This window comes from Deltaproteobacteria bacterium, from assembly GCA_016178705.1.
Lineage (GTDB): Bacteria > Desulfobacterota > Binatia > HRBIN30 > JACQVA1 > JACOST01.
In genome coordinates this window covers 209,419-222,485 of the sequence record JACOST010000032.1, presented here as the reverse complement: position 1 = coordinate 222,485, position 13,067 = coordinate 209,419, and the positions used below count along the sequence as shown (strand labels likewise).

Genomic DNA, 13,067 nt, shown 5'->3' with positions numbered 1-13,067 from the left:
CGGGGCTGCTTGCGCAACCGCCCGACGACCTGAAAGGGGATCATCAAGTCCGCGTGGACGATCGCACGCTGCAGGTGAGCTTCCTCCCCCTCGCGGACGTCCGCGGCCAGGTACTGGGGCAGCTCGGCGCGCTTCGGGATATCACTGCATCTTTAGACGCCGCTCGCTACTCGATACTGCTAACCAGCGCGCTCTCGCTCGGCGTCGGCGGAATCCTGGTGGGATTCTTCTACGTCTTCCTGGGGCGCGTCGAACGCGAAATTGCCGCTCGTACGCAAACGCTACGAAGAGAAATCGCGGAGCGGACGAGGGCTGAGGCCGGCTTGCGACAGGCGCGCGACCACTTGGAATCTCACGTGCAAGAACGCACAATCGAGCTCTCCTTGGCAAACACTCAACTGAACGTGGAGGTCGCCGACCGCAAGCGAGCCGAAGTGGCGTTGCTCCACGCCAAGGAGGCGGCCGAGGCGGCCAACCGGGCGAAGAGCGAGTTCCTCGCCAACATGAGCCACGAGATTCGTACGCCGATGAATGGCATCATCGGCATGACTGAGCTCACGCTCAATACCGAGCTCACTACCGAGCAACGCGAATACCTCGATATGGTGAAGTCGTCCGCCGAGGCACTCCTGGCGGTCGTCAACGATGTCCTCGACTTCTCCAAAGTCGAAGCCGGCAAGCTGGAGTTGGATGCCCACGACTTCAGCGTGCGCGACAGTCTCGGCGATACGATGAAGACCCTGGCCGTGCGCGCCGCCGCCAAGGGGCTGGAGCTGGCGTGTCACATCCCGGCTGAAGTGCCCGATGCGCTGGTCGGCGATTCGGGGCGATTGCGTCAGGTGCTCGTCAATCTGGTGGGCAACGCGCTCAAGTTCACCGCGCGCGGCGAGGTGGTCGTGCGGGTTAGTATCGAGTCCGCCGCGCAGGACGCGGCGCATCTCCACTTCTCCGTCAGCGACACCGGCATCGGCATTCCGACCGACAAGCTGCCGCGTATCTTTCAGCCGTTCGAACAGGCCGACGGCTCGACCACTCGCCGCTATGGCGGCACCGGACTGGGCCTGGCGATCTCGACTCGATTGGTGGAGCTGATGGGCGGGAAGATCTGGGCGGAGAGTGAGATGGGCGCCGGCAGCACCTTCCACTTCACGACCAGCTTTGGGATATCGACGCAGCCGCGGATGGAGCGTCATCCACGGTCGCCAGCGCAGTTGCGCGGGCTGCCGGCGCTCGTTGTCGACGACAACGCCACCAATCGCCGCATCCTCTACGAGATGCTGTCCCACTGGCAGATGCGCCCGACCGCGGCCGACGGCGGCGTGGCCGCCTTCACCGAGCTCAAACACGCCGTTGCGCTCGGCACCCCGTTCCCGCTGGTGCTGCTCGACGCGCAGATGCCCGACATGGATGGGTTCGCGCTGGCCGAGCAGATTCGCCACACCCCGGAGCTCGCCGGGGCCACCATCATGATGCTCTCGTCCGCGGACCTGCCGGGCGACGCGGCGCGCTGTCGCGCCTTGGGCATCGCCGCCTATTTGGCCAAGCCGCTCAAACAGTCCGAACTACTCGCGGCCATTCTCACCGTGTTGGGTCTTGAGGCCGCAGCGCCGCACGCCGCCGACCCAGCTCGCTCGTCCGTCGTTGAGAATCAGCCGGCGCTCCACATCCTGCTGGCGGAGGACAATGCAGTCAATCAACGGCTGGTAGTGCGCATCCTGGAAAAGCGCGGCCACACCGTGGTGGTGGCCGCCAACGGTCTTCAGGCCGTGGCGGCGGCTGCGCGGGAAGCGTTCGACATTGTGCTGATGGACGTGCAGATGCCCGAAATGGACGGCTTCGAAGCCACCGCCGCGATCCGCGCCAGCGAGCAGCACACCGGGGCCCATCTCCCCATCATCGCTCTGACCGCGCATGCCATGAAGGGCGACGACGACCGCTGCTTGCACGCCGGCATGGACGGGTACGTGACTAAGCCGATAAATTGGGACGACCTGTTCGCGGCGATTGCCGACGCGCGCAAGCGGTCGATATCCTGCGCGCGCATCGACAACGCCGCCTGATCGCTCTCCACAGTTTCATGCGCCCATGCGATGCCGGAAGGCGCGCGAGCGGCGGCTACTGCCGTGAAGCTCGCGGAACAGCAATCCGCGCATGACCATCACGAAGTAGATCAGCAACGCGATCACGGCGGTTTGCATCCATTCGATGATCCCGTCGACGGGGACGGACCAGATCGCGAAGACCAGCGTGGCGGCGATGAGGTTGGCCGGAAACCACTCGATCCAATTCTCCAGCACGAAGGCGTAGCTTTCCTGCAGCAACGCGATCGAGGAGAAGTGGCCGACGTAGATCAGTTCGGGCACGGCGTTGGCGAACACGAAGATCGCCAGATAGGCGCACAGCACGATGACGGCGCCCTGCGGCAAGCTCAGCAGCGCCGGCACGGCGAGTTGGCTGAAGAGCCAAAGCAGAAAGCTGACGCCAACCACGTCCCATAGATACGCACCGAAGCTTCGCTTGAAGTCGTCGAAGGTCACGCGGCTGGTGCGCACCATCATCTCGACCAGATGGAGAAACGAGCCGACGCAGGCGGCCAGCACCAACGTATAGAGAAAGCCGCCGACGATGGGCAGCAAGCCGGCAACGATCGCGCCGACGTTGAGCGTCACCACGTAGACGAACACCGTGCCGAGCACGAGCCAGTTCTTGAGCACGAGTTCCGCAGCCTGGCCGAAGGCCTTGCGGTACATCGCCAGCGTTACGGTCAACCACTCCACAGCGGATTCACTCGATAGGATGGTGCGCGCGATCAGAAGCGTTCGCGCATCCACGCGACGATCTTCGCCAGTGCCTGCGGCGCGCCGGTGCGCTCTTGCGTGCCGACACCGAAGCCGTAGTGGTCGCCGGGGATCGCGTGGAGCTGCTTATCGGTGGCTGCGAGCGCCTCGTACGCGGCGCGTGCATCGGACGGAAAGATCGCGTTGTCGCCGCTGTAGTAGATGACCAACGACGGCACGGTGATCTTCGTGCCATTGTGCACGACATTGGCGTTGGACGACAACGCCGACCACGTGCTCAGCCACGCGCGCGGCGTCTGCACCCGCGAGAAGCCGAACTCCATGTAGTTGGAAAGATCCGGTCGATAGGAAAACAAACTGCCGGCGTCGCGTGCGGACGGATCGAGCGACAAATCGAATGCGCGCAAGTCGGCCTCGGTGCGGTACACCACCATGTACGGACAGACGACCGCACCGCGCAGGGCGCCCGCTTGTTCGGACCAGGGCCGCTTGCCAAAATCGGTGGTGGCGATCTTGCCGCGCGCTTCATGGCGTTGCCGCAAACCCGCGCGCGCGATCGCATCGAGCCGTTCGACCCGCCCCCGCTGCGCCGCGCGATACCGCGTGACGAACTCGGGTGCGTAGCGGCTCGACTCCGGCGGCTGTCGATAGCCGTTGTCGGGACTGAACGGATCGAGCGAGGCATCGCATGACAGCGGATCGCTCTCGTCGGTGACCGACGGATCGATCATGCTCATCAGGATCTTGCCTTCACCGAGGTGTGCGGCGAGATTGATGTAGCCGTCGACGGACGGCAGCTCGACGGCGTTGAGATCGAAGGGATCGCCGGCGGGCGTCTGCGGCAGCCGATGCGGCGGCGCGGTGACCGACTGCGCGATGTAGAAGGCATAGAGCGATCCGCCGCCACTGTTGCCGCACACGATGATGCGTTTGAAGCCGCGATTGCGCAGGAAGCGGACGCCAGCCGCTACATCGAGCAGCAACACCTCGTGGACGCACAGCTCGTCGTTGTTCAACCAGCGGCTATTCTGCCCGAACGTGGCGTAGCCCGCGTCGAGCAGCCACGGCATCGCGTAGTGACGGCTCATGTCCGCCTTGGGATGCATGAAGCAGACGACAGTCTGCTCACCACCCTTGGTGTGGAGCAGGCCGCTGCTCAACCCACCGTCATCGGCTTCGAGCACGACCGACTCGTACTGAACCGACGCGTCGATGGCGGCGTAAGACACGCACTTGTACGGGTTGTCGTAACGGCCGAGACGCATGCGGACTCCTTTCGGGGGTGGCAAATCGCGCGGCACCATCGCGCGCGCGCCGGCACGAGTCAAGGCAACGCTCAGTATCCGGACGATGGAGGTAGGCCCGCGATTCCCGGATGCGATCGCTTACGCCGGGAATTCATCCGGCTGCACGATCTCCTCGACCGTCAGCGCGGGGCGTGAGCGGAACGGTTCGACGCGCACTGGGCACGCATCGATGTCGCAGCGGGTACAGTAGCCACGATGACAGGGATCGGTGTGAAAGACGATCTCGCCCTCGATGCCGCAGGTAGCGATGACCTCGCGTTCGAAGTGATCGGCGGCGTCGTGCGCGCGATCCACGGTCCAGAATTCCGGCACCACTAGGTGGGCGTCGATGTGACTGAACCGCCCCGACCGGATCGCACGCAGATTGTGCACGCGAATGATCCCAGGCACGACGCTCGCGTTGAGCGCGGCGACCAGTCGGTCGAGAAGGTGAGTATCCTCCTCGTCAAGCAATCCCCCGGCAGCCTGGCGCACGAGTCGGAATCCGGTCCACGCCAAGTTGACGCCAACCAGCGCCGCGACCAGCGGATCCAGCCACAGCACATTGGTCAGGCGCACCAACGCCAAGCCTACGATGACGCCGACGCTGGTCCAGAAATCGGAGAGCACATGCTGCCCGTCGGCGACCAGCGTCATCGACTGCGAGCGACGGCCGGTTCGCACCAAGAACGCGCCAAGTGCGAGATTCGCGAGTCCGGCACCGCCGGTGATGGCGAGACCGAGGTCGAGTTGCCGCACCGGATTGCCGTGCAGCAGGCTGGCGCCCGCCTCATAGACGATCATCACCGCGGCGAACGCGATCAGTCCGCCTTCGAAGGCGGCGGAGAAGAACTCGATCTTGCCGTGGCCGTAGGGATGATTGCGGTCGGCCGGACGGCCGGCGAAGACCAATCCGCCGAGCGCGAACACCGCCGCGACGACGTTGACGATGCTCTCCAGCGCATCGGAGAGAATCGCCGTCGAGTTGGTGAGCTGATACGCAGCGAACTTGGCGACCAGCAGCGCCGCGCCGACCACGAGCGAAAGCAGCCCGGCGCTCAACCGCACGCGCAGATCACCGGATGAATCGGCATGCCCGGTCGCCAGCGCCGCCGAGTTCGTGGTTGTCGCCGCCATCTCGCCCGCAATCTTGCGCCCCTAGCGCACACAGTCAATCACATACCCGCACGTGATTGACTGACCCGTGACACGCTCCTATAGTCCGTTCCGTTTTGGAACGTAGCCATGCGTTGGCGTGACATCGGCGACCTGACCTGCTCGGTAGCGCGCACCCTCTCGGTGGTGGGCGATCGCTGGACCCTGTTGATCTTGCGCGACGCCTTCCTGCGCACGCGTCGCTTCGAAGACTTCCAAACCCATCTCGGCATGACGCGCCATCGCTTGGCGGATCGACTCTCGAAGTTGGTCGAGCACGGCATCTTTGAGCGCGCGCGCTATCAGGACCGACCCGAACGTTTCGAGTATCGCCTCACCGACAAGGGGCGCGACCTCTATCCTGTAATCGTTTCGCTGGTTGGATGGGGTGATCGCTGGATGGCGGGCAAGGCCGGCGCGCCGATCGAATTGGTCCACCGAGCCTGCGGCCACGTGATGACCCCGGCGTTCACCTGCCCGCACTGTCGCGCGGCGCTCAGCGCGCGCGATGTGACCGCACAACCCGGGCCGGCGCTACGCGCGCTCTCCCGTCGCAACCGTCAGCCGGCGCGTACGCACCGCGCCGCCACACAAAGGAGTTCACGATGAGTCAGACGCAAGTGGTCGATCGCTCCGTCTCCCGCACTCCGTTGCCGCTCGATGCGGATGATCTGCCGACCGTGTGTGTGCTGTGCAGTCACAACTGCGGACTGCGCGTCGATGTGAAGGGAGGTCGCATCGCCGCGGTGCGGGCCGACGAGCACAACCCGATTACCGAAGGCTATGTGTGCAACAAGGCCTTCAGCATCGCGCACTATGTCGAGCACGCGCAGCGCGTCGTCCATCCCTTGAAGAGACAGGCCGACGGCAGTTTCGAGCGCATCACTTGGGATGTCGCGATCGCCGAGATCGCCGCCAAGCTCGACGACATCCGCACGCGCCATTCGCCGCGCGCTATCGCCTTGGTCGGCGTCGGCGGCCAGGCCAACCACTTGGATGGTCCCTATGCGATTGGTTTCTTGCGCGGCCTCGGCTCACGCAAGTGGTTCAACGCCTTCGCGCAGGAGAAGACGCAGCACAACTTGATGGACCAGTGGATGTTCAATGCCTCGCCAGCGGCCTGGCTCCACGCCGATGCCGAGCACACGCGCTTCATGCTGGTGCTGGGAACCAATCCGAAAATCAGCAACCGTGGTCACAACGCCACCGATACGTTCAAACACTTCAGCGACGATCTCTCGCGCACGCTGGTGGTCGTCGATCCACGCGAAACCGAAACCACGCGCACGGCGACGCGTCATCTGCGCGTGCAGCCGGGCACCGATGCGTATCTGTTGCTCGCGCTCGCCGCTGTGATCGTGGAACGGAATCTGGTGGACGAGGCATTCATCCGCGACCACACGACCGACTTCGACGCGTTGCGGACCGCGCTGGCGTCGGTCGACGTGAACGAGATGGCGTCACGCTGCGGCATCGCGGTGGATGCGTTGATCGAAACCGCCACCGGCTTCGCCACCGCCGAGTCGGCGTCGATCTTCTTCGATCTCGGCGTCGAGCAGACACCGTTCTCGACGCTGATTTCGTACCTGATTCGCGTGCTGCTGACGGTCACCGGCAATCTCGGACGCGCCGGTGGCAACGTGTTCATGGAGACCTTTGCGCCGGCCGTGCTCGATCCGGCGCGGGTGAGCGAACCCGAACGCGCGCTGGCGTCGGGCATTCCGGCGATCCGCGCGATCGGCAACTTTGGGATGATGTCGCCGACGTTAGTGCCGGAAGAAGTGATGGTCGATCATCCGCAGCGACTGCGCGCGTTGATCGTCGAGGGCTCGAATCCATTTCTCTCTTACTCCGACACCGCCGCCTGGCGCGCCGCGCGCGAGCGACTCGATTTGCTAGTGGTGATCGAGCCGGCGATGACCGAGACCGCGCTGCTTGCGGACTATGTATTGCCCACCCCGGTCGGCTACGAGAAGTGGGAGTTCGCCGGTTTTCCGAAACGCTACCCGCAAGTGGACGTGCAAGTCCGGCCGCCCGTCGTTCCCGGGCCCACCGAGGCGTTGCCGGAACCCGAGATCTACGTGCGCCTCGCCGAGGCGATGAATCTGTTCGGCACGCCGCCGGCGCAGTTGCACGAGCTTGCCGCGGAGGCGTTGGAACCAAACGGAGGGATGATGTTTCTCGGCGCGTTGCAGCAACTCGCTGCCGAGCAACCGCGCGGACACGACCCGTCGAACCAGATGCTGTTCTGGGCGTACCGCACGCTGGGTCCGCTGCTCTCGGCGCCGTCGCTGGCGGCGTTTTGGATGGTAGCGCACTTGAACGCCATGCTGCGCGGTGACAGCGTGGTGCGCGCGCTGGGCGTCGAGTGGCAAGGCAAGAATCCGTTCGAGATTGCGTCCGAACTCTTTCGCCGCATTCTCGCGCACCCCGAAGGCGTCGAGATCGCGCGCGTCGCCACTGAAACCAATTTCACCGACCACATCGGCTTCGACGACAAGCGCGTGCGACTGGCGCCCGCGCCGATGCTCAAGGAGCTCGGCCGAGCGGTGGACACAGCGCCGTCGCGGGATGCGAGCTATCCGTTCGTGCTCGCGGCCGGGTTGCGCACGCGCTGGACGGCCAACACGATTCAACGCGATCCGAGCTGGCGCAAAGGCCGCGGGCCGCATTGCGCCCTCAATCTCTCTCCAAGCGACGCCAAGAGCCTGAGCCTGCGCGACGGCGACTCGGTGCGCATCAGCACGCGTCGCGGTGCGGTGACGTTGCCGGCGCAAATCGACGCCAAGCTACTCGATGGTCACGTCTGGATGCCCAACGGTTTCGGAATGATGTCGGGCGCCGACGGCCGCATGAACGTCGACGGCGCCAACTCCAACGAACTCACCGACACCGCCGATCGCGATCCGTTCACCGGCGTGCCGCACCATCGCCATGTGCGCTGCCGCATCGAGCGGGTGGAGTAGCAGCCAATGTGTGTCGAGCCGCCTCAGCCGCGGCGGCGACCTGGATCTGACTCTCGACGTCGCGAGGCACCCGTACCATGTGCTGCGGATTGAGTTGAAGCGGCAGTGAGGTGGGGCTGCTTGCGCGGAGCCGCTGCGGCAGCGGATCGAACGCCATAGGGCGCGCGGCTACGTTGCAGACGTCTGCAAGGCCGGGAGGAGGCGCTGGCGAAGCTGCTCTGGTAGTGCGGTTGCCGGCGTGGTGAGCGGATATCGCCATGACACGCAGGCGTTACCACCAGCGGCGACCTAAAGTCGGAGCGGGCGTAGCGGGCGACAACGTAACAAGCGGCTCCTCGCAGGGCTTGGAAGCGATGAACGTCCGACTGTTGACAGTGAGGGGATGACTGAAAACTTCCTTGTATGTCTTGTCGCCGTCGATTCGCGCGAGAAGTTTCAACAGATACGTTCCGTTCGAAACTCCGCCGGCAATTGCGGGGAAGTGTGAGGTTGTTCGAGGAAAGAAGTGCATCGCCATCGACGTTTGCTGTCTGCCCAAGAGGAAGACCGGCCGAAAACTCTCCTTCTCATATCCTCCACACGTCGCCGTCTGCTGTTTTTCGTCTGTCGTGTCGGCGTCATAGAGTTTCTGACGACACAAGTACGCAGCCTCGTCGATCAGGATGTCCCCTTCATAGAGCCACTGGGGGTATCGATCCTCGGCACGTTGCAGGGTGATGACAAACTCGTCGATCGATCCTCCTACGGCGCCGCGATTCGTGATTGTAAGAGAGATCTCAATGGCTGTACGAGGTGACTGTTTGTCGAAGACCATGTAGCCAACGCCAAAGATCGGATCGAATGGACGCAGCCAAGTCTCGTAGAGCGTGAACACGGAGAGGCACAGCGCGAGAAAGCCGGCCACCGCAGACATCTTGCTCCAGCCGCTTTGCCTTGGCGGGGTGCCATCGCTCGTCGCCTGGGGGCGCTTACTCATCGCGTCCGTTCCTTAGCTCTTCCCGATCGCCGAGGTTCTTGGCATGATGCTCGCCGAATTCTTGCACGGCGGCTGTTGTAGCGCGCTGGCAACGCGACACAATCTCGCGCCACTCCTCGGGATCGAACTGCGTGCTGAGCGCGGTGGAGCCGACGAGATCGGAGAAGATGACCGTGGGTTGGCGCCGCTCGCCTGAAGACGCAGGGGTTGCTTCATCTTGTAGGGGCGAGGCATGCCTCGCCCGTCCGTCGTCACTGGGGCCATCGCGTGCAGCGGAGGGTGACGCATGCGTCACCCCTACACCGGACGCACCCGCGACAGCGCCGCATTGATTGCAAAACTTCGCACTCGCCGGCAGGTCGCTGCCGCACTGAGCGCAGTGCTCTCCCAGGGCTGTGCCGCACTCCGGGCAGAACTTCGAACCCGTGGGACTATCGTGATTACAAGCTGAGCAACACGCCACGCGATTGTCTACTCGTATGTCACGCGCAGGGTCAAGTAAGCCGATCGTTCAAGGCTTCTTGTTCACTCGCGCGCGAATGCGCAGCCGGAGCGCGTTCAAGCGAATGAACGCTTCGGCGTCGGCTTGGCGGTAGACGGAGTCTTCCTCGAACGTCGCGACGTGCGGATCGTAGAGCGATTTGGGCGACGTGCGGCCAGCGATGATGACGTTGCCTTTGTAGAGCTTGAGTCGCACCGTGCCGGTGACGGGACGCTGCGCTTCGTCGATCATCGTCTGTAGCATCTCGCGCTCGGGCGCGAACCAGTAGCCGTAGTAGACCATCTCGGCGTAGCGCGGGATGAGCGAGTCGCGCAGGTGCAGCACTTCGCGATCGAGCGTGATCGATTCGAGCGCCCGATGCGCGACGTGGATGATGGTGCCGCCTGGCGTCTCGTAGACCCCGCGCGACTTCATCCCGACGTAGCGATTCTCCACCAGATCGACGCGGCCGACGCCGTTGCGGCCGCCGATGGTGTTGAGCCGCGCCAGCAGTGTCGCCGGTGACAGTCGCTCGCCGTTGATGCTCACGGGGTTGCCCGCCGCGAATTCGATCTCGACGTACTCCGGCTTGTCCGGTGCCCTTTCGGGCGACACGGTGAGCAGGAACATGTCCTCGTACGGTTCCTTGGCAGGATCTTCGAGAATGCCGCCCTCGTAGCTGATGTGCAACGCGTTGCGATCGGTGCTGTACGGCTTCTCCTTGGTGACCGGGATTGGAATCCGTTTCGACTCGGCGAAGGCGATCAGCTTCGAGCGCGAGTTGAGATCCCAAATGCGCCACGGGGCGACGACCCGGATGTCTGGTCGCAGCGCGTAGTACGTCAGCTCGAAGCGCACCTGATCGTTGCCCTTGCCGGTGGCGCCGTGGGCGACCGCGTCGGCGCCTTCGGCGTTGGCGATCTCGATCTGGCGCTTGGCGATCAACGGCCGCGCGATCGAGGTGCCGAGCAGGTAGGTGCCTTCGTACACGGCATTGGCGCGCAACATCGGGAAGACGAAGTCGCGGACGAACTCTTCACGCAGATCTTCGATGAAGATCTTGCTGGCACCGCCGGCCTTGGCCTTGCCTTCGACCGGTGCGAGCTCATCGCCTTGGCCGAGATCGGCGCAGAAGGCGATCACCTCGGCGCCGTAGGTGTCGATCAGCCAGCCGAGGATGACGGAAGTATCCAACCCGCCCGAATAGGCGAGCACTATTTTCTTAGGCTTCTCTTCGACCTTGGACATTGGACTTTAGACCTTGGACTGTCTCATCTATGTTTCGGCCGCTTGTCGTTGAGCCACACCATGATGCCTTTCTGCACGTGCAGGCGGTTCTCGGCCTGATCGAAGACGATCGATTGTGGTCCGTCGATCACGTCGTCGGTAATTTCCTCGCCGCGGTGCGCCGGCAAGTCGTGCATCACCAACGCGTCGCGACGCGCCAGCGCCAAGACCGCCGCGTTGACCTGATAACCGGCGAAGTCGCGCCGCCGCCGCTCGGCGTCGGCCTCTTGGCCCATGCTGGTCCACACGTCCGTATAGATCACGTCCGCACCGCGTACGGCCTCGGCTACATCGTGGGTGATCTGCACGTCGGCGCGGCCGGCGATCGCCGCGTCGCGGACGGCGCGATTCGGTTCGTAACCCGGCGGGCACGCGAGCGCGAAGCGAAAGCCGAGCTTGGCGGCGGCGTTGATCCACGAATTGACCACGTTGTTGCCGTCACCGACGAAGGCGATGCGCAACCCGTCCAGCCGGCCGCGCTTCTCGATGAGCGTGAAGCAATCGGTCAGCACCTGACACGGATGCAGCAGGTCCGACAATCCGTTGATGACCGGAACCCCGGCGTGACCGGCCAATTCGATGAGCGTGTCGTGGGCGAAGGTGCGCGCCATGATCAAATCGACCCAGCGCTCGAGGTTGCGCGCGATATCGGCGACCGATTCGCGCTCCCCGAGCTGAGCGTCCTTCGGTGCCAAGTACACCGCATAGCCACCGAGCTGCGTCATGCCGACCTCGAAGGTGACGCGCGTGCGCAGGCTCGGCTTCTCGAAAATCATGGCCAGCGATTGGCCGGCGAGCAGGGGCGGGCGCTTGCCGGCCTTGAGGTCGCGCTTGAGCGTGGCGGAGAGATGGAGGATCTCGTCGATCTCGCTGCGCTGTAAGTCAGCAAGCGACAGGAAGTCGCGCTTCATGATGGCAACGCCTGTGCTTCGGCAGGTCGAAGCGCCAGCTCGACAATGGCCAGCGCCTCGTCGATTTCGTCGCGCGTGACGATCAGTGGCGGGGTGAAGCGCAGCACCTTGTCGGCGGTGCAATTCAGAATCAGCCCGGCCGCGCGGCAGCGATCGACGATCGCGGCGCCGGGCTGAGCCAACTCGACGCCCACCAGCAAGCCGTGCCCCCGCACGTCGCGAATGATCGGCAGCGTCCGCTGCAGCCGACGCAAGCCCTCGCGCAGATACTCGCCCATCGCGCGACCGTTCTCCAGCACGCCGTCGTTGAGCAGCGTGTCGACCACCGCGATGCCGACCGCGCAGGTGAGCGCATTGCCGCCGAAGGTGGTGCCGTGCGTTCCGACCGAGAACGCCGGGGCGACGCGCTCGGTGGCGAGCATGGCACCGATCGGCACACCGCTACCCAGCCCTTTGCCGAGCGTCATGATGTCCGGCGTGATGCCGCTGAGTTCGTAGCCGAACAACGTGCCGAGTCGCCCCATCCCGGTCTGCACCTCGTCGAGGATGAGCAACAGGTTGCGACGATTGCACAGCTCGCGCACGGCCTTCATGAACTCGGGCGTCGCGGCGATGATGCCGCCTTCGCCGAGGACCGGTTCGAGCATGATGGCGATCGTGCGATCGGTCACCACGGCTTCGACGGCGGCGATATCGTTGTACGGTGCGTAGCGAAAGCCCTGCGGCAGCGGTTGGAAACCGTGCCGGACCTTCTCTTGGCCGGTGGCCGCGATAGTGGCGATGGTGCGGCCGTGGAACGAGCCGAGCATGGTGACGATCTCGTAGCGGCCGTCGCCATGATCGGCGCCAAACTTGCGCGCCAGCTTGATCGCCGCTTCGTTGGCTTCCGCGCCACTGTTACAGAAGAACGCGCGATCGGCGAACGAGTGCGTGCACAAGCGCTCGGCCAACTGCGCCTGCGGCGCGCTGTGGTGCAAGTTGGAGACGTGCAGGATCGTGTTGGCCTGCTCGGTGATCGCCCGCGTCACGTTCGGATGGCAGTGGCCGAGGTTGACCACGACGGTGCTGCCGAAGAAGTCGAGATACGACTTGCCATCGGCGTCCCACACGCGGCAGCCCTCGCCGCGCACGATCGCCAGCGGGGCGCGCGGGTAGATTTGGAAGAGGTACTTCGCGCCGAGGTCGATGATGTCTCGATTCGTCATGA

General features: G+C 64.4%; 11 protein-coding genes. 3 read left to right on the top strand and 8 right to left on the bottom strand.

What is annotated here, in order from left to right:
• Positions 1-53 precede the first annotated feature (53 nt).
• On the top strand, positions 54-2,060 hold the full coding sequence (locus HYR72_25825) for a response regulator (protein ID MBI1818416.1): 2,007 nt from the start codon (positions 54-56) through the stop codon (positions 2,058-2,060).
• Between the two features lie 15 nt (positions 2,061-2,075).
• On the opposite strand, the gene HYR72_25820 is transcribed toward HYR72_25825, so the two are convergent.
• The 3 genes from HYR72_25820 to HYR72_25810 all read right to left on the bottom strand — a co-directional run bounded on the left by HYR72_25820 (position 2,076) and on the right by HYR72_25810 (position 5,221).
• Entirely contained in the window at positions 2,076-2,831 is a 756-nt protein-coding gene (locus tag HYR72_25820) for a hypothetical protein (protein MBI1818415.1), read from the bottom strand.
• Complete coding sequence (locus HYR72_25815) at positions 2,810-4,063, bottom strand: alpha/beta hydrolase (GenBank protein ID MBI1818414.1); 1,254 nt, start codon at positions 4,061-4,063, stop codon at positions 2,810-2,812. Before HYR72_25815 ends, HYR72_25820 begins: the two co-directional genes overlap by 22 nt.
• A gap of 120 nt (positions 4,064-4,183) precedes the next feature.
• Entirely contained in the window at positions 4,184-5,221 is a 1,038-nt protein-coding gene (locus HYR72_25810; GenBank protein MBI1818413.1) for a cation transporter, read from the bottom strand.
• 108 nt (positions 5,222-5,329) lie between these two features.
• Between HYR72_25810 and HYR72_25805 the strand changes: the two genes are divergently transcribed.
• Both HYR72_25805 and HYR72_25800 read left to right on the top strand, forming a co-directional pair.
• Positions 5,330-5,848, top strand: a complete 519-nt coding sequence (locus tag HYR72_25805) for a helix-turn-helix transcriptional regulator (protein ID MBI1818412.1) — start codon at positions 5,330-5,332, stop codon at positions 5,846-5,848.
• Positions 5,845-8,205 (top strand): molybdopterin-dependent oxidoreductase, encoded by a 2,361-nt coding sequence (locus tag HYR72_25800; protein MBI1818411.1) that lies wholly within the window; start codon positions 5,845-5,847, stop codon positions 8,203-8,205. The genes HYR72_25805 and HYR72_25800 overlap by 4 nt, the downstream gene beginning before the upstream one ends.
• Positions 8,206-8,476: 271 nt before the next feature.
• On the opposite strand, the gene HYR72_25795 is transcribed toward HYR72_25800, so the two are convergent.
• The 5 genes from HYR72_25795 to HYR72_25775 are packed head-to-tail and all read right to left on the bottom strand — an operon-like array spanning position 8,477 to position 13,065.
• Positions 8,477-9,181, bottom strand: coding sequence for a hypothetical protein (locus HYR72_25795; GenBank protein MBI1818410.1), 705 nt, complete (start codon positions 9,179-9,181; stop codon positions 8,477-8,479).
• The gene (locus tag HYR72_25790; GenBank protein ID MBI1818409.1) at positions 9,174-9,644 is read right to left on the bottom strand and encodes a zinc ribbon domain-containing protein; all 471 of its coding nucleotides are present in this window, start codon (positions 9,642-9,644) and stop codon (positions 9,174-9,176) included. The genes HYR72_25795 and HYR72_25790 overlap by 8 nt, the downstream gene beginning before the upstream one ends.
• A gap of 48 nt (positions 9,645-9,692) precedes the next feature.
• On the bottom strand, positions 9,693-10,910 hold the full coding sequence (locus tag HYR72_25785) for an argininosuccinate synthase (GenBank protein MBI1818408.1): 1,218 nt from the start codon (positions 10,908-10,910) through the stop codon (positions 9,693-9,695).
• A 23-nt stretch (positions 10,911-10,933) separates the two neighbouring features.
• On the bottom strand, positions 10,934-11,860 hold the full coding sequence (argF, locus tag HYR72_25780) for an ornithine carbamoyltransferase (protein ID MBI1818407.1): 927 nt from the start codon (positions 11,858-11,860) through the stop codon (positions 10,934-10,936).
• Positions 11,857-13,065 (bottom strand): aspartate aminotransferase family protein, encoded by a 1,209-nt coding sequence (locus HYR72_25775; GenBank protein MBI1818406.1) that lies wholly within the window; start codon positions 13,063-13,065, stop codon positions 11,857-11,859. Before HYR72_25775 ends, argF begins: the two co-directional genes overlap by 4 nt.
• Positions 13,066-13,067 lie beyond the last annotated feature (2 nt).